Source organism: Vogesella urethralis (genome assembly GCF_007644045.2).
Taxonomy (GTDB): domain Bacteria; phylum Pseudomonadota; class Gammaproteobacteria; order Burkholderiales; family Chromobacteriaceae; genus Vogesella; species Vogesella urethralis.
Map to the genome: position 1 here is coordinate 125,422 of NZ_VMDW02000099.1, position 24,930 is coordinate 150,351.

General features: G+C 66.4%; 24 protein-coding genes. 10 read left to right on the plus strand and 14 right to left on the minus strand.

Translation table 11 applies throughout. The features are described from left to right. The first annotated feature begins 58 nt into the window (after positions 1 to 58). Complete coding sequence (gene ung / locus FLQ03_RS13235) at positions 59 to 772, plus strand: uracil-DNA glycosylase (RefSeq protein WP_144370648.1); 714 nt, start codon at positions 59 to 61, stop codon at positions 770 to 772. Positions 773 to 1,043: 271 nt separating this feature from the next. Here the strand turns inward: ung and speD are convergent, their stop codons facing one another. The 5 genes from speD to FLQ03_RS13255 form a co-directional block, all read right to left on the minus strand. Beyond that, on the minus strand, positions 1,044 to 1,403 hold the full coding sequence (speD, locus tag FLQ03_RS13240) for an adenosylmethionine decarboxylase (protein WP_144370649.1): 360 nt from the start codon (positions 1,401 to 1,403) through the stop codon (positions 1,044 to 1,046). After that, complete coding sequence (locus tag FLQ03_RS19145; protein ID WP_170252416.1) at positions 1,400 to 1,555, minus strand: hypothetical protein; 156 nt, start codon at positions 1,553 to 1,555, stop codon at positions 1,400 to 1,402. Before FLQ03_RS19145 ends, speD begins: the two co-directional genes overlap by 4 nt. 1 nt (position 1,556) lies before the next feature. After that, the gene (locus tag FLQ03_RS13245) at positions 1,557 to 3,023 is read right to left on the minus strand and encodes a DUF4178 domain-containing protein (RefSeq protein ID WP_144370650.1); all 1,467 of its coding nucleotides are present in this window, start codon (positions 3,021 to 3,023) and stop codon (positions 1,557 to 1,559) included. Between the two features lie 31 nt (positions 3,024 to 3,054). After that, the gene (locus FLQ03_RS13250) at positions 3,055 to 4,074 is read right to left on the minus strand and encodes an SPFH domain-containing protein (protein WP_206210985.1); all 1,020 of its coding nucleotides are present in this window, start codon (positions 4,072 to 4,074) and stop codon (positions 3,055 to 3,057) included. A 138-nt stretch (positions 4,075 to 4,212) separates the two neighbouring features. Continuing rightward, positions 4,213 to 4,614 (minus strand): DUF350 domain-containing protein, encoded by a 402-nt coding sequence (locus FLQ03_RS13255; RefSeq protein WP_144370652.1) that lies wholly within the window; start codon positions 4,612 to 4,614, stop codon positions 4,213 to 4,215. Between the two features lie 67 nt (positions 4,615 to 4,681). On the opposite strand from FLQ03_RS13255, the gene FLQ03_RS13260 reads away from it, so the two are divergent. Then, entirely contained in the window at positions 4,682 to 6,193 is a 1,512-nt protein-coding gene (locus FLQ03_RS13260; RefSeq protein ID WP_144370653.1) for a polyamine aminopropyltransferase, read from the plus strand. Continuing rightward, positions 6,193 to 7,806, plus strand: coding sequence for an NAD(P)-binding protein (locus FLQ03_RS13265; RefSeq protein ID WP_144370654.1), 1,614 nt, complete (start codon positions 6,193 to 6,195; stop codon positions 7,804 to 7,806). Before FLQ03_RS13260 ends, FLQ03_RS13265 begins: the two co-directional genes overlap by 1 nt. 1 nt (position 7,807) lies before the next feature. On the opposite strand, the gene FLQ03_RS13270 is transcribed toward FLQ03_RS13265, so the two are convergent. Then, complete coding sequence (locus FLQ03_RS13270; RefSeq protein WP_144370655.1) at positions 7,808 to 8,725, minus strand: LysR family transcriptional regulator; 918 nt, start codon at positions 8,723 to 8,725, stop codon at positions 7,808 to 7,810. Between the two features lie 111 nt (positions 8,726 to 8,836). Here FLQ03_RS13270 and gstA point away from each other — a divergent pair, with 111 nt between their 5' ends. After that, on the plus strand, positions 8,837 to 9,442 hold the full coding sequence (gene gstA, locus FLQ03_RS13275; RefSeq protein ID WP_144370656.1) for a glutathione transferase GstA: 606 nt from the start codon (positions 8,837 to 8,839) through the stop codon (positions 9,440 to 9,442). Then, the gene (locus tag FLQ03_RS13280) at positions 9,439 to 10,515 is read left to right on the plus strand and encodes an NAD(P)H-dependent flavin oxidoreductase (protein ID WP_144370657.1); all 1,077 of its coding nucleotides are present in this window, start codon (positions 9,439 to 9,441) and stop codon (positions 10,513 to 10,515) included. The genes gstA and FLQ03_RS13280 overlap by 4 nt, the downstream gene beginning before the upstream one ends. Before the next feature lie 113 nt (positions 10,516 to 10,628). Here FLQ03_RS13280 and FLQ03_RS13285 read toward each other — a convergent pair whose 3' ends face one another. After that, positions 10,629 to 11,114, minus strand: coding sequence for a PEP-CTERM sorting domain-containing protein (locus FLQ03_RS13285; RefSeq protein ID WP_206210977.1), 486 nt, complete (start codon positions 11,112 to 11,114; stop codon positions 10,629 to 10,631). A 224-nt stretch (positions 11,115 to 11,338) separates the two neighbouring features. Between FLQ03_RS13285 and FLQ03_RS13290 the strand changes: the two genes are divergently transcribed. Beyond that, positions 11,339 to 13,372, plus strand: coding sequence for a M3 family metallopeptidase (locus FLQ03_RS13290; protein WP_144370659.1), 2,034 nt, complete (start codon positions 11,339 to 11,341; stop codon positions 13,370 to 13,372). Positions 13,373 to 13,815: 443 nt separating this feature from the next. Here FLQ03_RS13290 and FLQ03_RS13295 read toward each other — a convergent pair whose 3' ends face one another. Further along, entirely contained in the window at positions 13,816 to 14,580 is a 765-nt protein-coding gene (locus FLQ03_RS13295) for a response regulator (protein ID WP_144370660.1), read from the minus strand. Between the two features lie 178 nt (positions 14,581 to 14,758). On the opposite strand from FLQ03_RS13295, the gene FLQ03_RS13300 reads away from it, so the two are divergent. Then, a complete protein-coding gene (locus tag FLQ03_RS13300) occupies positions 14,759 to 15,322 on the plus strand; it encodes a hypothetical protein (RefSeq protein ID WP_144370661.1) in 564 nt (187 codons plus the stop codon). A gap of 27 nt (positions 15,323 to 15,349) precedes the next feature. Here FLQ03_RS13300 and FLQ03_RS13305 read toward each other — a convergent pair whose 3' ends face one another. Next, positions 15,350 to 15,955 carry a flagellar basal body L-ring protein FlgH gene (locus tag FLQ03_RS13305; protein WP_170252418.1) on the minus strand — a complete coding sequence of 202 codons (606 nt, stop codon included), beginning with the start codon at positions 15,953 to 15,955 and terminating at the stop codon, positions 15,350 to 15,352. Positions 15,956 to 16,200: 245 nt separating this feature from the next. Between FLQ03_RS13305 and purT the strand changes: the two genes are divergently transcribed. After that, positions 16,201 to 17,403 (plus strand): formate-dependent phosphoribosylglycinamide formyltransferase, encoded by a 1,203-nt coding sequence (gene purT / locus FLQ03_RS13310; RefSeq protein ID WP_144370663.1) that lies wholly within the window; start codon positions 16,201 to 16,203, stop codon positions 17,401 to 17,403. 86 nt (positions 17,404 to 17,489) lie between these two features. Here the strand turns inward: purT and FLQ03_RS13315 are convergent, their stop codons facing one another. The 5 genes from FLQ03_RS13315 to FLQ03_RS13335 are packed head-to-tail and all read right to left on the minus strand — an operon-like array spanning position 17,490 to position 21,898. Further along, positions 17,490 to 18,239 (minus strand): proteasome-type protease, encoded by a 750-nt coding sequence (locus tag FLQ03_RS13315; RefSeq protein WP_144370664.1) that lies wholly within the window; start codon positions 18,237 to 18,239, stop codon positions 17,490 to 17,492. After that, positions 18,236 to 19,030, minus strand: a complete 795-nt coding sequence (locus FLQ03_RS13320; protein WP_144370665.1) for a transglutaminase family protein — start codon at positions 19,028 to 19,030, stop codon at positions 18,236 to 18,238. Before FLQ03_RS13320 ends, FLQ03_RS13315 begins: the two co-directional genes overlap by 4 nt. Next, complete coding sequence (locus FLQ03_RS13325) at positions 19,021 to 19,548, minus strand: arsinothricin resistance N-acetyltransferase ArsN1 family B (RefSeq protein ID WP_206210978.1); 528 nt, start codon at positions 19,546 to 19,548, stop codon at positions 19,021 to 19,023. The genes FLQ03_RS13320 and FLQ03_RS13325 overlap by 10 nt, the downstream gene beginning before the upstream one ends. Beyond that, positions 19,545 to 20,468 carry an alpha-E domain-containing protein gene (locus FLQ03_RS13330; RefSeq protein ID WP_144370666.1) on the minus strand — a complete coding sequence of 308 codons (924 nt, stop codon included), beginning with the start codon at positions 20,466 to 20,468 and terminating at the stop codon, positions 19,545 to 19,547. Before FLQ03_RS13330 ends, FLQ03_RS13325 begins: the two co-directional genes overlap by 4 nt. Next, positions 20,465 to 21,898, minus strand: coding sequence for a circularly permuted type 2 ATP-grasp protein (locus tag FLQ03_RS13335; RefSeq protein WP_144370667.1), 1,434 nt, complete (start codon positions 21,896 to 21,898; stop codon positions 20,465 to 20,467). Before FLQ03_RS13335 ends, FLQ03_RS13330 begins: the two co-directional genes overlap by 4 nt. Positions 21,899 to 22,591: 693 nt before the next feature. Between FLQ03_RS13335 and FLQ03_RS13340 the strand changes: the two genes are divergently transcribed. Then, a complete protein-coding gene (locus tag FLQ03_RS13340; protein ID WP_144370668.1) occupies positions 22,592 to 23,338 on the plus strand; it encodes an SDR family NAD(P)-dependent oxidoreductase in 747 nt (248 codons plus the stop codon). Further along, positions 23,335 to 24,867, plus strand: a complete 1,533-nt coding sequence (locus tag FLQ03_RS13345; protein ID WP_144370669.1) for an FAD-binding domain-containing protein — start codon at positions 23,335 to 23,337, stop codon at positions 24,865 to 24,867. Before FLQ03_RS13340 ends, FLQ03_RS13345 begins: the two co-directional genes overlap by 4 nt. Positions 24,868 to 24,930 lie beyond the last annotated feature (63 nt).

Consider the following 24,930-nt stretch of genomic DNA (forward strand, 5'->3'; position numbering starts at 1 on the left):
ACCCTCAAGCCGCCCCTGCCGGGCGGCTTTGTTTTTGCCCCATTACCGGAAACCTGCCATGTACCACCTCGCCCCTGCCCTCGCCCGCCTGCCTGCCGCCTGGCAAACCGTGCTGCAACAGCCTGCTATGGCGGCCAACTTGCAGCAGCTTGACGCCAAACTGGCCGAACGTGCCGCTGGCGGCGCCGTCATCTACCCGCCCGCCGGGCAGGTCTTTCACGCGCTGCAATATGCCGACCCGGCAGCGGTGAAGGTGGTGATCCTGGGGCAAGACCCGTACCACGGCGCCGGCGAGGCGATGGGGCTGAGCTTTTCGGTGCCGGCCGGGGTGAAGATTCCGCCCAGCTTGCGCAATATGTACAAGGAACTGGCCAGCGACCTCGGCATCGCCCCCGCCAGCCACGGCGACCTCACCCACTGGGCGCAGCAGGGCGTGCTGCTGCTGAACACCTCGCTGACGGTGGAGGCCGACTGCGCCGGCAGCCATGGCAAGTTCGGCTGGCAGACGGTGACCGACGCGCTGATCGACGCCGTTAACGCGCACAACCCCGGTTGCGTGTTTTTGCTGTGGGGCAACTGGGCGCAGGGCAAGGCCGAGCGCATCGACGCTAGCCGCCACGGCGTGTTCAAGGCAGTGCATCCGTCGCCGCTGTCCGCCAGCCGCGGCTTCTTCGGCTCGCGCCCGTTCTCGCAGGCCAACGCCTGGTTACAGGCGCATAGCCGCGAGGGCATCGACTGGGCGCTGCCGGCGCCGCAGGGTGGTTTGTTTTAAGGCTGAAGTGCTGTTTTAGCCACGAAAGCACGCGAAAAGCACGGAAAATGCAGCAAGCGGTAGCGTTTTGCTTACGCCAATCAGGCGACCATGGTTGTTTTTCCCTTCCGTGTTTTCAGTGTGTTTCTGTGGCGAAAAGACTTTTTTAGCCACGAAAGCACACGAACTGCACGGAAAAGCAGCAAGCGGTACCGTTTTGGTCACGTCCATCTGGCAGCAACGGTCATTTCTCTTTTCGTGCTTTTTGTGGATTTCGTGGCAAAAATGATTTTCAGGCAGGCACAGGTAGTTGGCCGCGCGCCACGCAGCGCTGTTCGATGCGGCCAACCTGCAGCGCCTGCTGCAGCACCGCCAGCGCGGCGGCGTGGGCGGCGCTACCGCACAGGAACAGATCGACCGCCGCGTAGCCGTGTTCCGGCCAGGTGTGGATGCTGATGTGCGATTCGGCCAGCAGCAGCACGCCGGTGACGCCCTGACCGGTGCCGAAGTGGTGGAAGTGGCCGGCCAGCACGTGTGCCCCGGCGGCGCGGGCAGCGGCGTATAGCGCCTGCTCCACGGCGGTGGCGTCGGCCAGCGCGGCTGCCGGGCACTGGTACAGCTCGGCCAGCAAGTGTTCGCCCAGGTGGCTCATTTGTGGCCGCCCGAAAAGCCGCCACCGCTGCCGCCGTAGTAGCCGCTGCTGCTGCGGTAGCTGCCATCGTCGTCGCTATTGCTGGCGTAGTTGATCGCGGTGCTGATCGCGACAATCGCTAGGCAGTACAGGATGTAAGTGAGGCGGCTCATGTCAGTTGTCCAGCGGTAGCCACAGGATGACGGTGGCGATGAAGCAGATGGCCAGCGCGCCGCCGGTATCGCCGGCCAGCAGCAGCGGTGCGTTGACCAGCCACAGCAGCACGCTGGCGGCGATGCCGACGGGCCGTAGCGCGGCTTTGCTGCTGGCGGCCGCTTGCGGTTTGAAGGCGGTGGCCACGGGCGCAGCTTTGCCGAACCAGCGCGCCAGCTCGGCCGGGCTGACGTTGCGGCTGCTGCTCCAGGTCAGCTCGTGCTGGCCCTGTTCGCAGGCTAGCAGCGTGTTGCCGTCGCGGCTGATGTATTCGCGGATGCTGACGCGCTCGCCCACGCGGGCGCGCCACGGGAAGGCGCCGGCGGCATAGCCGATGTGGGCGTCGTAGGCCGGGTAGCGCGCGGTAAAGCGCTGCTTGCCCCAGCTGGCTTGTTGCGCGCCGGCCTGGTCTACCCAGACGTCCATCAGCGTGCCCAGCCACCAGCCGTTATCGGTTTCGGTCAGCCAGCGAAAGCCTAGCTGCGCTTCGTACAGCAGGTACTCATTCCAGCTGCTGTTGCGGTCTTCGCTTTCCTGCCAACCCAGCAGGCCGATGATGGTCCACACCTTGCCGTCGATGGTGGCCTGGCTGCCGTTGGCCAGCGTAAAGCGTAGCGTGCTGATCTGCTGTGCCTTGTGCTGCGCCAGTACGGTGGCGCGTTCGCCCTGGATATCCACTTCGCTGCCGCACGACGGGCAGTTCAGGTGGGTGGCGCTGCCGGCGCGGTAGTCCAGGCTGGCGCCGCATTGCGGGCAGGCCAGCTGCTGTACGCTGCCCTTCAGTTTGCCGGTGGCGGCGCTGATCATGCGCTCGTCGCGCAGGCGCTGCATGTTCAGCTGCTTCAGCGTTACCGCTTCACCCAGGTACAACTGTGGCTGATGGCCGTCGCTGTAGTCCAGTGTCAGGAAGCGGCCACCGCAGCGGGCGTCGGCCACCGGGGCGTCGTAGCCGGGCTGCAACTGGCGTGGCAGTTCGCCTTCGCCGGCCACGCAGCGCGCCTGGCGGATGTCGCAGAACTGGAAGGTATCTGTGCCGTGCTGCCACGCTTGGCCTGCGTGCAGGCTGTCGAACGCGGGGGCGTTGTTGCAGGGGCCTTGTGCCAGCGTCAACACATACTGGCCGACGCTGTCGGCCAGCCAGCCGCTTTCACCGTCGTCGAACAGTACGTGCCACTCGTTCCACACCCCGGCGTCGTACTGCAGCTGGATGCGGCCCACCACGGTGAACTGGCGGCCGCGCCACACGCCGCTACTGGCAATCTGCAGCGGCGAGTAGTCGTCCAGCAGCGCGGCCATTTTGCCGATGTCGCGCACGCTGCCGGCGTCGCGCAGCAGCGTGCTCTGGCAATAGGGGCACACCGCCAGCACCGAGCTGGTGGCGTGAAAGCGCACTTCGGCGCCGCAGGCGGGGCAGGCGATGCGGTACATCAGGCAGGGTTGGCCGCAAGGTGGATCATGCTTAGCCCACCAGCTTTTTCAGCACGTCGGCCTTGGCCGTGTCGTAGTCGGCCTGGGTGATTAGGCCGGCGTCGAGCAGCCCTTTCAGCTGCGCCAGCTTGGCTTGCGGGCTGTCGGCTGCCGGGGCTGCTGCCGGGCTTGCCGTGGCGGCGGGTGCCGGTGTGGCCAGGCTTTGCTGCAGCGCCTGGCCCATCACCTGCCCCACGCCCATACCGGCGGACAGCGCGGCGCCCAGGCCGGCCAGGCCGCCTTCGTTTTGTGCTGCCAGCGGGATGGCCTCGGCCGCCTGGTAGCGGGTGTACTGGTTCAGGTCGCCAGCCATGCCGATGGCGATGCGCTTGTCGATGGCTTTTTGCAGCTCTTCCGGCAGTGAGATGCTTTCTACCGCAAAGCTGTCCAGCGCCAGGCCGTAGCGGGCAAAGGCGGGGGCCAGCGCCTGCTGCAGCGTGCTGGCCATCAGGCCCTGGTTGGCCGCCATGTCGAGGAAGGGCACGCCGCTGCTGCCCAGCGCGCCGGCCATGCCGGCCACCACCTGGTTACGCAGCTGCTGTTCCATGTCGTCCACGGTGTAGCGTTCGCGGGTGCCGCTGACTTCGGTGTAGAACAGCTTGGGGTCGGTAATGCGGTAGCTGTAGATGCCGAAGGCGCGCAGCCGCACCATGCCGAAATCCTGGTCGCGCAGCGTGACCGGCTGCGGCGTGCCCCATTTGCGGCCCAGCTGCAGCCGGGTGCTGAAGAACACCAGGTCGGACTTGAAGGGCGATTCGAACAGCTTGTCCCAGTTTTTCAGGTAGGTCAGCACCGGCAGCGTTTGCGTGGTGAGCTTGTGCATGCCGGGGCCGAACACGTCGGCGATCTTGCCTTCGTTGATGAACACCGCCATTTGCGATTCGCGCACCGTCAGGCTGGCACCGTACTGGATTTCGTTGTCCTGCATCGGGTAGCGCCAGGCCAGTACGCCATCGCCCTCCTCCTGCCATTCCAGGATGTCGATGAACTGCTTGGAAATGAAGGAAAACAGACTCATGGCGAAGACTCCATCAAGGTTGGCCGCAGCCGGGTCGTAAACAATTGATCGCGCCCGCTACCCTCATCCGGCGCTTTGCGCCACCTTCTCCCTGAGGGAGAAGGTTACCGGGTGCGCGACGCGCGTTCAGTTTCAGGACAGGCTGCCGGCGTTCAGCACGCCCGCGGCCAGCTGCACGCTGCCGGCCAGCAGGCCCATGGCGGTGTTGTTGTCTTGCAGCGCCTGTTGCAGGTCGCGCACCCAGCGCGACAGCAGCACGTGGACGACGATCTGCACCAGCATGGCCAGCGCGCCCCACAGCAGGAATTTTTCTACCGTATTCAGGTGCCAGGCGCTGGACGCCAGCGTCAGCGAAAAGCCGATCAAGGCGCCGCCAAACGACAGCGCTGCCGCCTGGTTGTGCTGGCGGATCAGCTGCATTTCGTCCAGCGGCGTCACGCGGCAGTACAGCACGGTAAACAGCGCCAGCAGCAGCGCGCCGCTGCCCACGTAGGACAGGTAGGCCAACAGGGCCGGCAGGAAGGCAGTCGACATATGCAGCGTCCTTGGCAAGCTTGGGCAATAATGCTGGCCATTCTAACCATGTTTCATGAAAGCCTGCATGCGCGATCGTCTGCTTATCCTGTCGGTGTTTGTGGTGGCGTCCTGCGGCCTGGCCTACGAGTTGATCGCCGGCGCGCTGGCCAGCTACCTGCTGGGCGATTCGGTGCTGCAGTTCTCGTCCATTATCGGTTGCTACCTGTTCGCCATGGGCGTGGGCTCGCACCTGTCGCAGTACGTGAAAGACGAGCGCGTGCTGGATACCTTTGTCGAGATCGAGCTGCTGGTGGCGCTGCTGGGCGGCCTGTCTGCCAGCGCGCTGTTTGCCGTGTTTGCCTGGAGCGGCGAGTCGTTCCGCCTCACGCTGTACGCGCTGGTGTTCCTCACCGGTGCCATGGTGGGCATGGAGATTCCGCTGGTGATGCGGCTGCTGCACCAGCGTGAACAGCGCTTTGCCGAGCTGGTCAGCCGCGTGCTCACTTTCGACTACCTGGGCGCACTGGCGGTGTCGCTGCTGTTTCCCATCGTGCTGGCGCCGCGGCTGGGGCTGGCGCGCTCGGCGCTGCTGTTCGGCCTGAGCAACGTGGCGGTGGCATTGTGGACCTGCCGCGTGTTCCGCGCCGAGCTGCTGCGGCCAACCGTGCAGTACCTGCGCAGCCTGCTGGTGCTGCTGGTATTGGGCGGGGGCTTCATCGCCGCCGACGAGCTGACGCGCTGGAACGAAAAAGCCATCTACGGCGACGACGTCATCCACGCCGAAACCACGCCCTACCAGCGCCTGGTGCTGACGCGCTGGAAAGGCGACCTGCGGCTGTACATCAATGGCAACCTGCAGTTTTCCAGCCGCGACGAACACCGCTACCACGAGGCGCTGGTGCACCCGGTACTAGGCGCGCTGCCGTGGGCGCGGCGGGTACTGATCCTGGGTGGCGGCGACGGCCTGGCCGCGCGCGAGGTGCTGAAATACCCCCATGTGCAACAGGTGACGCTGGTGGACCTGGACCCGGCGATGACCGGCCTGTTCAGCCGTAGCGCACCGCTGCTGGCGCTGAACGGCGGCTCGCTGCGCAACCCGCGCCTGCGCGTGGTGAACGACGACGCCGCGCGCTGGCTGGAGCAGCACGCCGACGTGTTCGACGCCATCATCGTGGACTTCCCCGACCCGTCCAGCTTTGCGCTGGGCAAGCTGTACTCGGTGCCGCTGTACCGGCTGCTGTCGCGCCACCTGGCCGACAACGGCCTGGTGGTGGTGCAGTCCACCTCGCCCTACCACGCGCCGCGTTCGTACTGGAGCATCAACGCCACGCTGCGCGCCGCCGGGCTGGCTACCACGCCGTACCACGCCTACGTGCCGTCGTTTGGCGAGTGGGGCTTCATCATCGCCGCCCATCGCCCCGGCTACACGCCGCCGCAGGCCTACCGTGTGCCGCTGAAATTCCTCGACCGCGAAGCCACGCGGCAGATGTTCTTCTTCCCGCCCGACATGCAACCGTGGCAGGTCGAGCCCAACCAGCTGAACGACCAGCGCCTGGTGCATTACTTCGAGCAGGACTGGTCGCAGGTGATCCGCTGATGCAGCGCCGCGACTTTCTGCGTACCGCCGCCGCGCTGGCCGGCTTGCCGCTGCTGGCCGGCTTGCCGCTGCTGGCCGGCTGTCAGCAGGTGCTGGGCTGGGGCTTGCCGGTGGACGTGTTGCGCCCCGGCATGGCCGCCGGCCACCGCCTGCGCGACGCCGCCACGCTGCCGCCGCCACGCAGCGAGCGGCAGGTAGACACCGTGATCGTCGGCAGCGGCGTAGCCGGCCTGTTTGCCGGCTGGCGGCTGGCGCGCGAAGGCTACCGCGACTTTGTGCTGCTGAACGGGCCGGAGCCGGACGGCAACGCCGCCGCCGGTGCCTTCGACGGCTGGCGCTACCCCACCGGCGCGCATTACTTGCCGCTGCCCTCGCCCGAGTCGGCGCACGTGCGCACCCTGCTGGCCGAGATGGGCGTCATCGAAGCCGGCAGCGACAGCCTGCGGCCAACGTTTGACGAACGCGTGCTGGTGCACGCACCGGACGAGCGGCTGTGGCGCGACGGCCAGTGGCACGATGGCCTGCTGCCGCGCTTCCTGGGCGCCGATGACGACGCGCAGCAACAGCGCTTTTTGCTTCACGTGAAACAATTGCAGCAACAGCACGGTGCCGACGGCCGCCGCGTGTTTACCGTGCCTACCGCGCTGGCGTCGCAAGACCCGGCCTGGCGCGCGCTGGACGGGCAAAGCTTTGCCAGCTGGCTGGCGGCGCACGGTTACACCGCGCCCGGCCTGCTGTGGTACCTGGACTACTGCTGCCGCGACGATTACGGCAGTACGCTGGCGCACACCTCGGCCTGGGCCGGCCTGCACTACTTTGCCGCCCGTGGCGGCCACGCGGCCAACGCCGAGGACGGCGCGGTGCTCACCTGGCCGGACGGGCTGAACCCGCTACTGCGCCACATGCGCGGGCGGATCGGTCGAGAAAAACAGCTGGACGGTGCCGCCTGGCGCATCCGCCAGCAGGGCAAGCAGGTGCAGGTGGATTATGTGGATGACGGCGGTGCACAGCAGCTGCTGGCGCGGCGGGTTATCGTGGCCACGCCGCTGCACGTGGCCTGGCACCTGCTGCCGCAGCTGCCGGCGCTGGGGTTTGCACGTGCGCACCTGCCGCCACGGGCGCCGTGGCTGGTGGGCAATGTGCTGCTGGCGCGCTTCCCCGCCGAGCCGGCCAGCCAGCCGCTGGCGTGGGACAACGTGGTGTACGGCAGCCGCAGCCTGGGCTATGTGGTGGCCACCCACCAGCTGATCCGCGCGGCGCTGCCGGAGCGCACGGTGTTCACCACCTACCACGCCTTTGCCGATGCGCCCGCCGCCGCCACGCGGCAATGGTTGGCCGCCGCCAGCACCGACGCGCTGTTTGAGCAGGCTACGGCTGACCTGTACGCCGTGTACGGGCCGCGCCTGCGCCGCCATATGTTGGCCGCACGCCTCACCGTGCGCGCCCACGCCATGGCCAGCCCGCAGCCGGGCTTTCTGGCCAACCCTGGCCTGGCCGCACTGCGCGCCACCGACGGCCCCATCCTGTTCGCCCACGCCGATTTGTCCGGCCTGTCGCTGTTTGAAGAAGCCGCCTGGTGGGGTGAAGTGGCGGCGCAGCGAGTGCTGGGCTGAGTTAACTGCCCGGTGCCGGCTGTGCCAGCAGGTAGTCCACCAGCACCCGCACCCGTGGCGGCAAGGCCTGGCTTGCCGGGTACAGCAAGGAAAACGGCCGGCTGCAACCGCCATAATCGCTTAGCACTTCCTGCAGTTCGCCGCGCGCCAGCGCGTCCGCCACCATAAAGCGGTAAGTCTGCAGCAGGCCGCCTCCATGACGTGCCAGCGTGACGCAGCCCTGCAAGTCGTCGCTGATGGTCAGCCCGCCGCCGGTTTGCCGGCTGATCTCCACCCCCTGCAGGCGGAAGCGCCACGGCACCGGCTGGCCGCTGCTGGGCAGGCGGAACTGGATGCAGTCGTGACCTGCCAGCGCATCCGGGTGGGCCGGTACGCCGCGTGCCTGCAAGTAGGCCGGCGCGGCACATACCACCAGCTCGGCTTGCCGCAGCGGGCGCGCCACCAGCCTAGAATCGGGCGGCGTGCGGCCACGGATTGCCAGGTCGAAGTGGTCGGCGATCAGGTCCACATTGTGGTTGCTCAGTTGCACTTCCAGCGTAATGTCCGGGTAGCGTGCCCGGAACGCGGGCAGCAAGGGCAACAGCCACAGCTGGCCCAGTGGCGTGGGGGCGCTCAGGCGCACATGCCCGCTGGGGGTGTGCTGGGCGCCGGCCAGGTCGCGCTCGGCGACGTCCAGCAAGCGCAAGACCTCGCTGCACTGGCGGTAGTACTGCGCGCCGGCATCGGTCAGGCGGATCTGGCGGGTGCTGCGTACGAATAGCCGCACGCCTAGCCGTACTTCCAGCCGGGCAATGGCGCGGCTGACCGCCGGCTGGGTCAGGCCTGCCTGGACGGCGGCAGCCGTAAAGCTGCCCAGGCGGGCTACCTGGCAGAACAGCGCAATGCTGCCCAGGTTATCGGCGGTAACAGCGCGGCTCATGCATGACTCCGGGTAATGACTGAAATGCATATTCCCGTATTTTTCAGCATGAATACAAGGCTTAAGGTAGCGCTGTCGCCGCCCGTTGCGGCCAACTTGCGGAGCATTGCCATGCAACTCTATTACTCGCCCAACGCCTGTTCCCTGGCCATCCATATCCTGCTGCGCGAAGCCGGCCTGCCGGTCGAGCTGGTCCGGGTCGACCTCGCCAGCCATCGTACCGAGCACGGACAGGACTTCTACACCCTCAACCCCATGGGCCAGGTGCCGCTACTGCAACTGGACGATGGCCGCACCCTGGGCGAAGGCGCCGTCATTGCCCGCTACCTCGCGCAGCTGGCACCGGATGCCGGCTTGATGCCGGCGCCGGACAGCGAGGCGTACTGGAAAGTGGCCCAGTGGCAGCACTTTGTGGCCACCGAGCTGCACAAGGGGTTTACGCCCCTGTTCAACCCGCAGCTGTCGGCGGAGGCCAAAGCGGTACTGCGCCCGGGGCTGGCGGCCAAGTTTGCCCTGCTGGACAAGGTACTGGCCGCCCAGCGCTGGCTGGGGGGCGAGCAGTTCAGCGTGGCGGATGCTTACCTGTTTACCGTCACGCGCTGGGCCGGCTTTGTCGGGCTATCGCTGGACGGATTGGCAGGCGTGCAGCGCTTCATGCAAGACGCCGCCACCCGCCCGGCGGTGCAAGCGGCGTTGGCCGCGGAGGGTGCGGCATGAATGCCTGGCGCGATGGCCCGTTGCAACGCCGGCTCGGGCTGCGTCACCCCATCGTGCAAGGGCCGTTTGGCGGCGGCCTGTCCAGTGCGCGGCTGGTGGCGGCGGTGGCCGAGGCCGGGGGGCTGGGGTCGTTCGGCGTGCACCACCTTGACGGTGACGGCATTGCCCGCGTGGCCGCCGATATCCGGGCGCTGACGGCCCGACCGTTTGCCCTGAACCTGTGGCTGCCGTTCGAGGACAGCGAGGCGGTGGCTGCCGACACCACACGGCACGCGGCCTATGCGGCTGCGCTGGCGCCCTACTTTGCCGAGCTGGGGCTGGCGCTGCCCCCTGCCCCCGAGCGCTATGCGCCGGCGTTCGACGAGCAGGTGGCGGCCGTGTTGCAGGCGCGCCCGGCGGTGTTGAGCTTTGTGTTCGGCGTGCCGTCGCCCGATCTGCTGGCGCATTGCCGTGCCTTGGGCATCGTGACCATCGGCGCGGCGACAACGGTGGCCGAGGCGCAAGCACTGGACGCCGCTGGCATCGACATGATCGTGGCCACCGGCTGCGAAGCCGGCGGGCACCGGGTGTCGTTCCTGGCGCCAGCAGAGCAGGTGCTAACCGGCACGCTGGCACTGGTACCGCAAGTGGTGGACGCCGTGCGGGTGCCGGTTATCGCTGCGGGCGGCATTGCCGATGGCCGTGGCGTGGCGGCTGCCATGATGCTGGGTGCGGCTGGCGCACAACTGGGCACCGCCTTTCTGGCGTGCGAGGAGTCGGCGGCTGACGGCCTGCATCGGCAGGCACTGTTTAGCCCCGCCGCAGCGGATACCGCGCTGACCCGTACCTTCAGTGGCCGTCTGGCGCGTGGCATGCGCAACCGGCTGTTGCGCGAGGGCACCACGCTGACGCCTGCGCCCTACCCGGCGCAAAACTGGCTGATGGGCGAGCTCAAGCGGGCGGCCTTTGCCGCTGGCCGCAGCGACCTGGGCTCGCTGTGGTGTGGCCAAGCGGCCCCGTTACTGCGCCACCGCCATGCGGCCAACCTGTTTGCCGACCTGGTAGCGCAAAGCGAGGCCTGTTTGGCCGCGTAGCAAGCTAAGCCGGCCGGTTCGCCAGCAAAAAACGCCCCCGCGTGCCAGGCAAGCGGGGGCGTTGTCTGTGTGGGCCGGCCCTCGGCAAGGCCGGAGGCCGGTCAGGTACAGGTTTAGGACGACTTGCGGCGGCGCGCCAGCAGCAAGCCACTCAGGCCCAGCCCCAGCAGGGCCAGGCTTTCCGGTTCCGGCACCGGCACCACGTTGGTAGTGAGCTGCCCTTGCCAGGTACCCAGGTTGGTGAACGCTAGGTTGAAGGTGAAGTTGCCGCTCTGCGTGGTGTTGAAGACAAAGCTGTTGCTGTAGCTGTTCTTGCCGACAAAGGCGATGGCATCGCTGACGCGGATGATGTCGCTTAACTTGTTGGTGGCCAGGTTCACGCTCACCCCAAACAGGCTGGCCAGCAGGGGCTGGGCGCTGTTTTTGGCAGTCAGCGCGTAGTCAAAGCGGTAGCTGCCGGGCTGGGTGATCTGCAGGGTATTGCCAGGCGAGAAGAAGTTGGTCCACGCACCGTGCGAGGTGACGTTGACCACGGCTGCCTGGCTGAGGTTGGCCGCCAATAGCAGGGCGCCGGCGCTCAGATAGCGGGAGAGCTTCAAGATTATCTCCTTGATATTAAACAGGATATGACAAAAGCGATAAGGTATCGCGCACTCCTGCCGTTGTAGCAGCACAGTTCGATAAATGTCAAAGAGATAATGGGCGCGAAGTCGGCCCGGCGCCGGCACCAAAGGACAGTTTGTGCCACGCCAGTGGCGCCGGGGCTTTGTGATACAGTGAAATCCCGGCTGACCCGGCCATCTTCCCCGACAGAAAGGCTGCCATGAGCACCAATCCGCTGCTAGCCAACTGGGATACGCCCCACCAGTTTCCCCCGTTCGACCAGATCGCTGCCGAGCACTTCGTGCCGGCGTTCGACGCGCTGTTCGCCGCGCATCAGGCCGAACTGGACGCCATTGCGGCCAACCCGGCCGCTCCCGATTTTGCCAATACCGTCGAAGTGCTGGCCGATAGCGGCCTGCTGCTGGAACGCGCCAGCCTGCTGCTGGATAACCTGTCTGCCTCGGTTGGCAGCGACGCGCTGCAGGCGGTTGAGCGCGACATGGCGCCGCGCCTGGCGGCGCACCACAGCAGCGTGTATCTGAACGCCGCGCTGTTTGCCCGCCTGGACGCGGTGTACCGCGAACGCGCCGCGCTGGGGCTGGACGAAGAGCAGCAACGGCTGCTGACCCGCCTGCACCGCAACTTCGTGCGTGCCGGTGCCCGGCTGGATGGCGCGGCGCGCAGCCGCTTTGCCACCATCGTGTCGCGGCTGGCCGAGCTGCAAACCGCGTTCAGCCAGAACGTGCTGGCCGACGAGGGCGAGTACGTACTGCCGCTGGGTGAACAGGATATCGACGGCCTGCCCGGCTACGTGCTGGACGCCGCACGCAACGCCGCCACCGAACGCGGGCTGGATGGTTACGCGTTGACGCTGTCGCGTTCGGCGGTCATCGGCTTCCTCACCTACTCCACCCGCCGCGACCTGCGCGAACAGCTGTGGCGTGCCTGGACCAGCCGCGGCGAACACCCGGCCCGCGCCAACGCGCCGCTGGCCCGCGAGATCCTGGCGCTGCGTACCGAAAAAGCCGCGCTGCTGGGCTACGCCAGTTACGCCGACTACGCGCTGGAAGACCGCATGGCCGGCAAGCCGCAGGCGGTGTACGACCTGCTGGCGCAGGTATGGGAGCCGGCCAAGCAACGCTTTGCCGCCGAGAAAGTGCTGCTGCAGCAGGAAGCCGCCCGTCTGGGCCTGCCGCAGGATATCCAGCCGTGGGACTGGTGGTTGCTGGCCGAAAAAGTGCGCGTGGCGCGCTACGCGCTGGACGACGCGCAGATCAAGCCCTACTTCAGCCTGCCGCGCATGCAGGCCGCCATGTTCGACGTGGCCGGCCGCCTGTTTGGTCTGCAGTTCGCGCCGCGTGACGACCTGCCGCGTTACCACCCCGACGTGCAGGTATGGGAAGTGCGCCGCGACGACGCGGTGATCGGCCTGTTCATCGGCGACAACTACGCGCGCCAGGGCAAGCAGGGCGGCGCCTGGATGCACCTGTACCGCCAGCAAAGCGGCAAGGGTGCGGCCCGCGTGTTGCCCATCGTCATCAATAACAACAACTTCGCCAAGGCCGGCAGTGGCCCTACCCTGCTGAGCTTTGACGACGTGCGCACCTTGTTCCACGAGTTCGGCCACGCGCTGCACGGCCTGCTGTCCGACGTGCAGTATCGCCTGCTGTCCGGCCCCAATACGCCGCAGGACTACGTGGAGCTGCCGTCGCAGCTGCTGGAAAACTGGGCGCTGGTGCCGGAAGTGCTGGCCGAGCACGCGCGCCATGTGGATAGCGGCGAGCCGATTCCGCCGGCACTGGTGGCGGCCATCAAGGCGGCCAGCACCTTCAACCAGGGCTTCGAGACCGTGCGCTACAGCGCGTCCACGCTGATCGACCTGGCGCTGCACCAGCGCAACGACGCCGACGGCGTGGACATCCTGGCGTTTGAAGCGGCCGAGCGCACGCGGCTGGGCGTGCCGCCGGAAGCGGGCATGAACCACCGCCTGCCGCACTTTGGCCACGTGTTTTCCGACGACTATTACGCCGCCGGCTACTACGTGTACATGTGGGCCGAGGTGCTGGAGGCGGAAGCGTTTGCCGCGTTTGAAGAAGCCGGCAACCCGTTTGACGCGGCGCTGGCCGCCAAGCTGCAGCGCTACATCTACAGCGCTGGCGACGCACGCGAACAGCGGGCGGCGTTCCGCGCCTTCCGCGGTCACGACCCGCAGGCGGCGCCGATGCTGGAGAAACGCGGCCTGCTGACGGTGTAAGGTTGGCCGCAGGCTAAACGCACAAGGCCGCCCTTCGCGGTAATGCCTGTCAGCTAGGGGAATGTGCTTGGTTCTCAAGTAGCAGGACGTGAGTGAAGCGCCCCATCCCGTTGGCGCGAGCCGGTCAAAATGGTTCGCCCCAGGTTTTAAGACGCCGATTTGTTTGAGCACCGAGCCGTTAGCGAGGGGCGAGTTCGGCGGCGCCTGGGGCGTGCCATTTTGACCGGGGTTTCGAGCAGCCCCGGGTTGCGGGGGAATGAAAAGGGGGCGGCAATCCGCCCCCTTTCCCGTCTGCCGGGCGGAACCGGCATCTAATCATCGTCCGCATAGCGGACACACTAGCCTACTTCAACGCAACAAACCCCTAACCAAAAATGCCAGTCAGCGTTAACTGACTGGCATTGGCCCTGCGGGGCGGCCTTGTGCTGTCTGCTTGCCCTTACTCAGGCCGGGCTGACGTGGGCGTCCAGCATATAGCCTTCGCCGCGCACGGTGCGGATCAGCGTCGGGTTGCGCGGGTCGTCGCGCAGCTTGCCGCGCAGGCGCGAGATCAGGATGTCGATGCTGCGGTCGAACACGTCCACCGCTCCGCCACGGGTGAGGTCCAGCAGCAGCTCGCGGTCCAGCACGGCGTGCGGGCGCTGGACCAGCACCGACAGCAGGCGGAACTCGGCGCTGGACAGTGGAATGATCGTGCCGTCGCTATCGTGCAGCTGGCGCAGCGTGCTGTTGAGCAGCCAGTTGCCGAAGCGCACGCGCTGGTGGCCGCTTTGGCTGCGCTGTGCTTTGGCCTGGCTGCGGTTGCGGCGCAGTACCGAGTGCAGGCGCGCCACCAGCTCGCGGATGTCGAACGGCTTGGCCAGAAAGTCGTCGGCACCGATTTCCAGGCTGATGATGCGCTCGGTGAGGTCGTTGCGGGCGCTGATCATCACGATGGGAATCTCGGACTGCATGCGCAGGCGCTTGCACAGGCTGAGCCCGTTTTCACCCGGCAGCATCAGGTCCAGCACGATGGCGTCGAAATGCTGGCTGCCCAGCTGGGCTTCCATTTCACGGCCATCGGCCACGCCGGTGGCCTGCATGGCAAAGCCGCCCAGGTAGTTGCAGATCAGCTCGCGAATGGCGTCATCGTCGTCGACGACCAGGATGTTCAAGCCTTGGCCCGGCGCCGCCGTCGTAGTGCTGGCAGTGTTAATCACAGCTTGCATGAGGTTTCCGTAATGTTGCGGCAGGGCCGACTAGGTAATGGCTTGTAGCTTAATGCTGCTGTGCAGCCTGGCTTTGTGCTGTTTGTATAAGTTTTCATACAAACTGACCAAACCACAGCAATAAGCTCGCTAGTAGACTGCGACAAAATCACTCCCTCTGCCGCTGCGGCCAACTCTCATGTCCAACCTGATTTTGTCGCCGTGGTTGCGCCTGGCGCCGTTGGCCCTGCTGACGGGCTGCGTTACCGTGCAAAACCTGCCCAGCCCGGCGCGTGATGCGTTTACGTTCTCGTTTTCCGTGGCCAGCGAAATGCAGGCGATGGCAGAAAAAGCCGAGCAGTCGATGGCGCGCCGGCCGTCGCCGTACAAGAAAATCTGTATCGAATGGAACGAGGCGGTGACGGTGCCCGACATGCTGTCGGTGATCGAGGCAACCTTGCGCCGCCGTCAGGTAGAAACCCAGGTGTATGCGCCGGGTACGGTGCCCAGCGGCTGCGTGACGTTGGTGTACGCCGCCAGCCGCACCTGGGAAGAAGACTCGGCCTATCTGAGCTACGCCAGCATTGCGCTGCAGCAGGGGGGCAAGACGCTGTCCAAAGTGACTTACGAACCCCGCATGCTGTCGCTGGACCGCTGGGCCAGCACCGAGGCCAAGCTGATCTTTCTGCTGGACGAACTGATCTCGCAGCCGCCGCGCCCCGTTTTTGCCGCGCCGGTGCCGGAGCAGCCCAGACAGCCCTAGCCCTGCCAACCGCCGCGTGCTGCGTACTTAGTACAAGGTAACCGCGGCACCGAACAGGAACTGCACCCAGGCCAGTACGCCGGCGTCCAGCGGCTTGTTCTGGTTGATCTGGTCCAGGCGGGCATTAATGACGTAGCGCGACGAAATGCTGTTGTCCGGCTGCAGTTGTGCGCTGTTGATGATGCCGGAGAAGCGCAGCGTGGTTTGTTTGCCGTTCAGCAGCACGATCTTGTCGCCGCCCACCATCAGGTAGCCGTTGGGCAGCACGTCCAGTACCGACACCATCATGTTGCCGCTGACCTTGGTGCGGTTGTTGACCTTGCTGTCGTCCTTGTCGGCCAGCGAATAGCTGGAATTGACGTCCACATCGAACACTTCTTTTACCAAGCCAGGCAGCGTGTGCAAGGCACCCGGCCCTTTGACGGTATTGGCGCCGGTGGCTTTGTCGTCCAGTGCCCGGCTGGTGCTGCCGCTCATGTCCTCGGCGATGGTGACCGTCACCGCGTCGCCGACGCGGCGGGCAATCTGCGATTCGAAGAACAGCTTGGCGGTGGCCGGGTTGTAGATGCCGCCATCACCGCTGGAAGCCAGTACCGGCTTCAGTTGCGGGTAGCTGCTGGTGGGCAGCTGCACGACGGATTGCGTTGTGCAGGCAGCAAGCAAGAGCACAGGGCAGATCAGGGCAAGGCGGCGCATGGCAGGCTTCCGGTTTGTGTCATGACGTACATTCAAGCAGCCGTACGTATCGGCCCTATCCTGATTTGGTCGCCACTTTGTGCCGTTGTGCAGTGCGGTAAATACAAAACGGAAATGTGCGCGCGCTGCCTGCCGATTGCGCATACCATACCGGCTGTCATTGTGTTTACTGTGAGGCTGTAATGCGTATCGGTACCCCTCTTTCCGCGTCGGCGCGACGCGTCATGCTGCTGGGCAGCGGCGAACTGGGCAAGGAAGTGGTGATCGCCCTGCAACGGCTGGGGGTGGAAACCATTGCCGTCGATCGTTACCCGGACGCGCCGGCGATGCAGGTGGCGCACCGCAGCCACGTCATCAACATGGCCGACCCGGCGGCACTGCGTGCGCTGGTAGAGGCCGAGCGCCCGCACCTGGTGGTGCCCGAAATCGAAGCCATTGCCACCGAAGAGCTGCTGCGCATCGAGGCCGACGGCTTGGCCGAGGTGATCCCCACTGCGCGTGCGGCCAACCTCACCATGAACCGCGAAGGCATTCGCCGCCTGGCAGCAGAAGAGCTGGGCCTGCCCACCTCGCCGTACGCGTTTGCCAGCAGCCTGGCCGAACTGCAAGCCGCCATCGATGCCGGCATCGGCTACCCCTGCCTGGTGAAACCGGTGATGTCGTCCAGCGGCAAGGGCCAGTCGCTGCTGAAAGGCCCGGCCGATGTCGCCGCCGCCTGGGATTACGCCGTCAGCGCCGGCCGCGTGGACAAGGGCCGCGTCATCGTGGAAGGTTTCATCGATTTCGAGTACGAGATCACCTTGCTGACCGTGCGCGCCAACGACGGCCACGGCGGTGTGGCCACCCATTTCTGTGCCCCGGTCGGCCATTTGCAGCAGCGCGGCGACTATGTGGAAAGCTGGCAGCCGCAGGCGATGAGCGCGCTGGCGCAGCAGCGGGCGCAGGAGATGGCGGCCAAGGTCACCGCGGCGCTGGGCGGGCGGGGCCTGTTTGGTGTGGAGCTGTTTGTGAAGGGCGATACGGTGTGGTTCTCCGAAGTGAGCCCGCGCCCGCACGACACCGGGCTGGTGACGCTGGCCAGCCAGCGCTTCAGCGAGTTCGAGCTGCACGCGCGTGCCATTCTGGGCTTGCCGGTGGACGTGAGCCTGCGCACGCCGGCGGCGTCGGCAGTGATCTACGGCCGTTTGGAAGCGGCCGGCATCGCCTTTGACGGTGTGGCCGAGGCGCTGGCGGTACCCGGCGCGGATATCCGCCTGTTCGGCAAACCGGAAAGTTTCGAGCGCCGTCGCATGGGCGTGGCGGTGGCTTACGCCGACAACGTGGACAGCGCCCGCAAGCGCGCCCGCGAGGCGGCTGGCAAGGTGTTGCCGGTGCACGGCGATTAAGCCTGGCGGCCAAGGTTGGCCGCAGCCGGTAGAAACCCACAAGGGCAAGCCGTATGGCTTGCCCTTGTTGTTGTGGCGTACGCTGCTCAGTCGGCGCCGTCGCCGTCCTTGAACCACAGCGCGTCCGGCAGCCGGCCGAATACGTCACGCAGCCCTTCGCCCCAACCCTGGCGCAGCTGCAGGAAGTACGGGTCGTCTTCGGTCACGCGGTGGCGTGGGGCAAAGTCGAAGTTATCGCGCTGCTGCCACAGCAGGTCGATGGGCAGGCCCACCGACAGGTTGGAACGGATGGTGGAGTCGAACGAGATCAGCGTGCACTTGATGGCCTGCGCCAGCGGGGTGCGGTGGCTGATGACGCGGTCGAGAATGGGCTTGCCGTATTTGGATTCCCCGATTTGCAGGTACGGCGTGTCCGGCGTGGCTTCGATGAAGTTACCCTGCGGGTAGATCTGGAACAGCCGTGGTGCCTCGCCCCGGATCTGGCCGCCCACCAGAAAGCTGCAGCTGTAGTCCACGCCCTGGCTTTGGGTGTAGCCGCTGCCGTCGCGCGCCAGTACCTCGCGGATGGTGGCGCCCACCAGTTCGGCGGCTTCGTACAGGCTATTGACGTTGTACAAGTTGGGCGTGTTGTGGCCGAGCCGGCTTTTCAGCATGCTGACCACGCTCTGCGTGGTGGCCAGGTTGCCGGCGTTCAGCAGCACGATCTGGCGCTCGCCCGGTACCGCAATCACATTCATCTTGCGGAAGGTGGCGACGTGGTCCACCCCCGCATTGGTGCGCGAGTCCGATGCGAAGATCAGCCCCTCGTCCAGTACCATGCCTACGCAATACGTCATTGCTGATCTGCCTCCGAGACCTTGGCGTGCGCCTGCATCGCCTCGCTGCCGCCCCCGCGCCGCACGCCGCGTACCGGGCTGGCGTCGCTGTAATCTAGGCCGACGGCCAGCTTCAGGTGATGGCGGTCGGGGCGCTGGCGGTTGCTGATGTCAAAACCCAGCCATTGTTCGCCGTCGTAGGCTTCTGCCCAGGCGTGGCTGGCCACGTGCGTATCGCGGTCGCTCAGTAGGTAGCCGCTGACATAGCGTGCCGGCAAACCCAGGCAACGGCAGGCCGCGATAAATACATGGCTGTGATCCTGACACACGCCGGCACCCAACGCCAGCGCCTGCGCCGCGGTAGTACCGGCGTGGGTGATGTCCTGGGTGTAGGGCATGGCGTCGGCGATAGCCTGCATCAGCGCGGTGAGGCCAGCCTCGGGGTTGGCCGCAACCGCGTCGGCGTGGGCGGCGGCCAGCGCCCGGATAGCGTCGTCCGGCTCGGTCAGCGCCGTTTCGCGCAGGAACACCGGCGCCGGCAGCACTTCTGGCTGGTCCTGCCAGTCGTCGCAGGTTTCCACCACGCCACGGGCCTTCAGGCGGATCTCGCTATGTGGCGTGTCCAGTGTCAGTACGTGCAGGATGTTGCCGTAGGCATCGGTGCTTTCGCTGGCGGCTACCGGCAGCTCCAGCTGCCAGCTCACCACGCGCTGGTGGCCGCTGCTGGCCGGGGTGAGGCGCAGGTACTGGGTGCTGTGGCTGACGGTGTCGTCGTAACGGTAGACGGTTTCGTGGTCGATGGTCAGTTGCATGATGCCTCCGCAAGTTCTCGGGTGAGGGGGAGCTGCCAGTAGGCCACGTCCAGCCAGCGACCGAACTTGCGGCCAACCTGCTCGAACAGTGCAACCTGCTTGAAGCCCAGGGTACGGTGCAGGCCATCACTGGCCGGGTTGGGCTGTGCCACGCCGCCAATGACGGTGTGCAGGCCCAGTACCGCCAGGCGGCGGATCAGTTCGCGGTACAGCAGCTTGCCCACGCCCTGACCGACGGTGGCCTGGCGCATGTAGATGCTGCTTTCCACCGCGTGGCGGTAGGCCGGGCGCACGCGCCAGCGGGTGGCGTAGGCGTAGCCCAGCATGTCGCCGTCGGCCTCTGCCACCAGCCACGGCAGGCCCTGGGCCTGGGTGCTGGCAATACGCTCGGCCATGTCGGCCACGGTGACCGGCTTTTCTTCGAACGAGATGGTGGTGTACTCGATGTAGGGGTTGTAAATGGCGCAGATGGCGGCCGCATCGTCCGGCGTCGCCTCGCGGATCAGTAACTCACTCATGCTGCCTCCAGATAAGCCCCGTGGATGGCATCGCCCAGGCCGTGTATCTGGCTGAGGAATTGCGTCAGGTAGGTGTGCAGGCCGTCGTCCAGGATGCTGTCGATCTGGCCGTAGCACATCTCGGCATGCAGCGTGGCGGCCAGCCGCTTGGCGCGGTTGCCGGTGTCGCCCTTGATGCGTGGCAGCAGTTCGGCAATCTCGTCCACGCAGGCACGCAGCGAGCGCGGTACATCCGGGCGCAGGATCAGCAGTTCGGCCACGCGGCGCGAGCTGAGCGTGTCGCGGTACAGCTCGTGGTAGGCCTCGAAGGCGCCCAGCGAGCGCAGCAGCGCGCCCCACAGGTAGAAGTCGGCGGCGCTGTCTTCGGCGGCATTGCCCACCAGGTGCGATTTCACGTTGATCAGGCGCGCGGTGTTGTCGGCCCGTTCCATGAAGGTGCCCAGGCGGATGAAAGAAAAGGCGTCGTTGCGCTGGATGGTGCCGTAGGTAGTGCCACGGAACAGGTGCGAGCGCTCTTTCACCCAGTCGAAGAAGCCTGCCAGCGGGCGGCCTTCCAGCCCCATCTGCCGGGCTTCCAGCCAGGTGGCGTTGATGCTTTCCCACATCTCGCCGGTAATCTTGCCGCGCACGGCGTGGGCGTTTTCGCGGGCGTATTTCAGGCAGTTGACGATGCTGGCCGGGTTGGCCGCGTCAAAGGTCATGAAGTGCAGCACGTCGCTGGCGGCCAGTTGCGGGTGGCGCGCGCGGCAGGCTTCCAGTGCGCCGGTGGTGGCCAGTGCGGCGCTGATGTCGCTGCCACCGCGCGATTGCGGCAGCAGTGACAGGCTGTGGGTCACGTCCAGCAGGCGCGCCAGGTTTTCGGCGCGTTCCATGTAACGGCTCATCCAGTACAGCTGGGATGCGGTGCGCGAGAGCATCATGATTGGTCCTCCAGAATCCAGGTGTCCTTGGTGCCGCCGCCTTGCGACGAATTCACCACCAGCGAGCCTTCTTTCAGTGCCACGCGGGTCAGGCCGCCGGCCACCATGCTGATGTCGCGGCCGGACAGCACGAAGGGGCGCAGGTCGATGTGGCGCGGGGCAATACCCGACTCCACAAAGGTGGGGCACGACGACAGGCACAGCGTGGGCTGGGCGATGTAGTTGCTGGGGTCGGCGATGATGCGTTGGCGGAAGTCTTCGATTTCGGCGCTGCTGGCCGCCGGGCCGATCAGCATGCCGTAGCCGCCGGCGCCGTGCACTTCCTTCACCACCAGCTCGTGCAGGTTGTTCAGCACGTGGTCCAGCTCGGCCGGGCGGCGGCACATCCAGGTGGGCACGTTCTGCAGCAGCGGCTCTTCCGACAGGTAGAAGCGGATCATGTCCGGCACGTAGGGGTAGATGGATTTGTCGTCCGCCACACCGGTGCCGATGGCGTTGGCCAGGATCACGCCGCCGGCGCGGTATACCGACAGCAGGCCCGGCACACCCAGCATGCTGTCGGCGCGGAACGCCAGCGGGTCGAGGAAGGCGTCGTCGATGCGGCGGTAGATCACGTCCACCTGTTTGTGGCCGGCAGTGGTGCGCATGTACACGCGGTTGTTCTTGACGAACAGGTCCTGCCCTTCCACCAGCTCCACCCCCATCTGCTGCGCGAGGAAAGCGTGCTCGAAGTAGGCGCTGTTGTGGTGGCCGGGGGTCAGCACTACCACGGTGGGGTTGTCCACCGCGCTGGCGTGGCGCAGCGTGTTCAGCAGCAACGTCGGGTAATGCTGCACCGGTGCTACCGCGTGGCTGGCAAACAGCTCGGGGAACAGCCGCATCATCATCTTGCGGTTTTCCAGCATGTAGGACACGCCGGACGGCACGCGCAGGTTGTCTTCCAGCACGTAGAAGTTGCCGTCACTGTGGCGGATCACGTCCACGCCGGTGATGTGGGCATAGATGCGGTGCGGCAGGTCCAGCCCCTGCATCGCCGGCTGGTACTGGCTGTTGGAAAACACCTGCTCGGCAGGAATGATGCCGGCCTTCACGATGTGCTGTTCGTGGTAGATGTCGTGCAGGAAGGCGTTCAGCGCGGTGACGCGCTGGCGCATGCCTTTTTCCAGCGTTTGCCAGTCGCTGGCGGGGATGATGCGTGGCACGGTGTCGAACGGAATCAAGCGCTCGGCGCCGGAATCGTCGCCGTATACGGCAAAGGTAATGCCGACGCGGTGGAACATCAGGTCGGCTTCGGCGCGTTTGCGGGCCAGGGTTTCGGGCGGCTGCGAATGCAGCCAGCGGGCAAAGTCACGGTAATGGGGCCGGATGCCGCCACTGTCGAGCAGCATTTCGTCGTAATGACCGTTTTCGGGGAGGGTCAGAGCATGCATGGCATTCTCCAGAGGTGATGTTCTTATTGTTTTCAATCGATAAACCTGACGCGTCTGGCGCATACAGGGCCTGACTCGCAACCGGCAAGCCGGTATCAGGCTGGTTAGCAATCCATGTGCCTGCCCCGGATAGGCTAAAGCCCGCAGCACGGCTGCCAAGCGTCAAGCGTGACGCGGTGATAAACAATGTGCGCTTCGCATGCTGGCCTCGGCAAGGCATTGCTGCGCTGCAAGATAGGCGCCGTCGCGTGTCTGGCTGCTGCTGGCGATTTTCCGTTTTATTTCGATAGTTTTTGCCATGCAGTAAGCCGCGGTAGTACCACCGTGCAGGCGGGGAGTACGGCGATGGCCTCGGTGGTGCGACTGTTACGCCAGTCTTGCCTGGCTTGAGAAAACGGCCTTGTTACGGGGCTGCCAGGCCTGGCGCAGGACGCTGCCAGCAGGGGCTGTGGCGCTCAGGCGACAAGCGGGCGCTTGGTCTGGCACGCACCATGGTTGTGGTCTGGCACGGCTGTGCACCGCAGGCAGGCATCCGCGACTGCATCATGACGCCGTGCTGCAAACTGGTGCTGCCCGCCCTGTTTTGAGGCTGATATAGCGTGCGCTGACAGCCAGCTTTGGTGCGTCAATGCTCACTATCGATACGCTGTGCTTTTGTATATGATTTGTATTGGACAAATCGCGAGGTGCAGCATGGACACGATCTGGATTACCGGCGCCAGCGGCGCCATCGGAAGCGCGCTGGCGCGGCGCCTGTCGCCCGGCCACCGCCTGGTGCTGAGTGCGCGCCGCGAAGACGGGTTGGCCGCACTGGCCGCCAGCCTGCCCGGCGAGGTACTGGTGCGCCCGCTGGACACACTGGACGCCGCCGCCGTGCGCGACACGGTGGCCGGCCTGGCCGCCGACGGCGTGGCGCTCACTGGTTTGGCGCACTGTGTGGGCAGCACGCTGATCCGCCCGCTGCACCTCACTGCCGAAGACGACGCCTGGCAGCTGATGCAGCACAACTGGCTGAGCGCCGTGCATGTGCTCAAAGCCTTTGTCGCCGCCGCGCTCAAGCACAAGCAGCCGGCCAGCGCGGTGCTGGTGGGCTCGCTGGTAGCGCAGGCGGGCTTCCCCAATCACGAAGCCATTGCCAGCGCCAAGGCGGCGGTGGCGGCGCTGGCGCAAAGCACTGCCGCCAGCTACGCCGAGCGCGGTATCCGTGTGAACTGCGTGCACCCGGGGCTGACGGTGTCGGCGCTGTCGGCGCGGCTCACCGGCACGCCGGAAGCCATCGCCCGCAACGCGCAGGTCAACCCGATGCAGCGCGTGGGCCAGGGCGACGACAGCGCCGCGCTGATCGCCTTCCTGCTGTCGCCCGAAGCCGGCTGGATTACCGGCCAGAACATCGGCGTCGATGGCGGCCACGGCGTCATCCACCCTTTGCCCAAGGCATGAGCTACAGCGTTGTCTGGTTCAAGCGCGACTTGCGCCTGGCCGACCACGCCCCGCTGTGCGCCGCCGCCGCGCGCGGCCCGCTGCTGTGCCTGTACGTGGTAGAGCCGGGGCTGTGGCAGCAGCCGGACGCCTCGGCGCGGCAATACCATTTTCTGCGCGAAAGCCTGCACGACCTGGCTGGCCAGCTGCGCGAGCGCGGCCTGCGGCTGTACGTGGCGGTGGGCGAGATCGGAGAGGTGCTGACGCAGCTGTACGCGCAAGCGCCGTTCGACGCGCTATTCGCCCACGAGGAAACCGGCAACGACTGGACCTACCACCGCGACATCGCCGTGGCGCGCTGGTGTGCGGCCAACCGCGTGCAGTGGCGCGAGTGGCCGCAGTTTGGCGTGGTGCGTGGCGGCCTGAACCGTGACCACTGGCAGCCGCAGTGGGAGGCGTTGATGGCGGCACCGTTATTGCCGGTGCCGGCGCTGCAACAAGTGGCACTCAGTTGGCCGCCGGTGCACCTGCCGGGTGCAGCGGCACTGGGTTTGGGCGATGGCGACGCGCCGGGGCGGCAGCCCGGTGGCCGCACGGCAGCGCTGGCGGTGCTGGACGATTTCCTGCTGGATCGCGCCGCGCAGTACCGTGGCGGCATCTCGTCGCCGCTGTCGGCGCCCAGCGCCTGCTCGCGTTTGTCGCCGTATCTGGCGCTGGGGTGCATCTCGATGCGCGAGGTGGTGCAGGCCAGCCGCGCCATGCTGGCGCAGCTGCACGGCGTTGGTGCCGCCAGCCGGCGCACGGCGGGCATCCGCGCCTTCATCAGCCGCCTGTACTGGCACTGCCATTTCATCCAGAAGCTGGAAAGCGAGCCGGCGCTGGAATGGCGCAACCTGCATCGTGGCTACGACGGCCTGCGCGAAAACGACTGGGACGAGGCGCGTTTTGCCGCCTGGCGCGACGGCCGCACCGGCTGGCCGCTGGTAGACGCCTGCATCGCCATGCTGCGCCACACCGGCTGGCTGAACTTCCGCATGCGCGCCATGCTGGTGTCGGTGGCGGCTTACCCGCTGTGGCTGCACTGGCGGCCGGTGGGGCTGTGGCTGGCGCAGCAGTTTGTCGATTACGAGCCAGGCATTCACTGGAGCCAGCTGCAAATGCAGTCCGGCACCACCGGCATCAATGTGCCGCGCATCTACAACCCGCTAAAGCAGGCGCGCGAACACGACCCGCACGGCCGCTTCGTGCGGCAGTGGCTGCCGCCGCTGCGCCGCGTGCCCGATGTGTGGCTGTTCGAACCGTGGCGCATGCCGCCCGATATCCAGGCGCGCTGTGGTGTGCAGGTTGGCCGCGACATTCCGCAGCCGCTGGTGGATGTAGAGGCCGCCACCCGCGAGGCCAAGGCGCGGCTGTTTGCACTGCGCGGCCGGCCCGAGGTGCGCGCCGGCAAGGCCGCCATCGTGGCGCGGCATGGCTCGCGCAAGCGCGGCGAGGCACGGAGTCGCCGTCAGCCGCCGGCCACACCCGGCCAGCTGAGCTTGGACTGGTAGCGTGCGCGCCACCCCCTTGCCCGCCCGCACAAAACAACACGGCCGCACCCTGTTGCCAGGGGC

Coding starts and splice junctions, on each gene's coding strand:
- purT (WP_144370663.1), top strand. CDS start 16,201: ATGCGTATCGGTACCCCTCTTTCCGCGTCGGCGCGACGCGTCATGCTG.
- gstA (WP_144370656.1), top strand. CDS start 8,837: ATGCAACTCTATTACTCGCCCAACGCCTGTTCCCTGGCCATCCATATC.
- FLQ03_RS13255 (WP_144370652.1), bottom strand. CDS start 4,614: ATGTCGACTGCCTTCCTGCCGGCCCTGTTGGCCTACCTGTCCTACGTG.
- FLQ03_RS13280 (WP_144370657.1), top strand. CDS start 9,439: ATGAATGCCTGGCGCGATGGCCCGTTGCAACGCCGGCTCGGGCTGCGT.
- FLQ03_RS13335 (WP_144370667.1), bottom strand. CDS start 21,898: ATGCATGCTCTGACCCTCCCCGAAAACGGTCATTACGACGAAATGCTG.
- FLQ03_RS13300 (WP_144370661.1), top strand. CDS start 14,759: ATGTCCAACCTGATTTTGTCGCCGTGGTTGCGCCTGGCGCCGTTGGCC.
- FLQ03_RS13290 (WP_144370659.1), top strand. CDS start 11,339: ATGAGCACCAATCCGCTGCTAGCCAACTGGGATACGCCCCACCAGTTT.
- FLQ03_RS13295 (WP_144370660.1), bottom strand. CDS start 14,580: ATGCAAGCTGTGATTAACACTGCCAGCACTACGACGGCGGCGCCGGGC.
- FLQ03_RS13270 (WP_144370655.1), bottom strand. CDS start 8,725: ATGAGCCGCGCTGTTACCGCCGATAACCTGGGCAGCATTGCGCTGTTC.
- ung (WP_144370648.1), top strand. CDS start 59: ATGTACCACCTCGCCCCTGCCCTCGCCCGCCTGCCTGCCGCCTGGCAA.
- FLQ03_RS13330 (WP_144370666.1), bottom strand. CDS start 20,468: ATGATGCTCTCGCGCACCGCATCCCAGCTGTACTGGATGAGCCGTTAC.
- FLQ03_RS13320 (WP_144370665.1), bottom strand. CDS start 19,030: ATGCAACTGACCATCGACCACGAAACCGTCTACCGTTACGACGACACC.
- FLQ03_RS13345 (WP_144370669.1), top strand. CDS start 23,335: ATGAGCTACAGCGTTGTCTGGTTCAAGCGCGACTTGCGCCTGGCCGAC.
- FLQ03_RS13260 (WP_144370653.1), top strand. CDS start 4,682: ATGCGCGATCGTCTGCTTATCCTGTCGGTGTTTGTGGTGGCGTCCTGC.
- FLQ03_RS19145 (WP_170252416.1), bottom strand. CDS start 1,555: ATGAGCCGCCTCACTTACATCCTGTACTGCCTAGCGATTGTCGCGATC.
- FLQ03_RS13325 (WP_206210978.1), bottom strand. CDS start 19,548: ATGAGTGAGTTACTGATCCGCGAGGCGACGCCGGACGATGCGGCCGCC.
- FLQ03_RS13245 (WP_144370650.1), bottom strand. CDS start 3,023: ATGTACCGCATCGCCTGCCCCGCCTGCGGCGCCGAAGTGCGCTTTCAC.
- FLQ03_RS13340 (WP_144370668.1), top strand. CDS start 22,592: ATGGACACGATCTGGATTACCGGCGCCAGCGGCGCCATCGGAAGCGCG.
- speD (WP_144370649.1), bottom strand. CDS start 1,403: ATGAGCCACCTGGGCGAACACTTGCTGGCCGAGCTGTACCAGTGCCCG.
- FLQ03_RS13265 (WP_144370654.1), top strand. CDS start 6,193: ATGCAGCGCCGCGACTTTCTGCGTACCGCCGCCGCGCTGGCCGGCTTG.
- FLQ03_RS13315 (WP_144370664.1), bottom strand. CDS start 18,239: ATGACGTATTGCGTAGGCATGGTACTGGACGAGGGGCTGATCTTCGCA.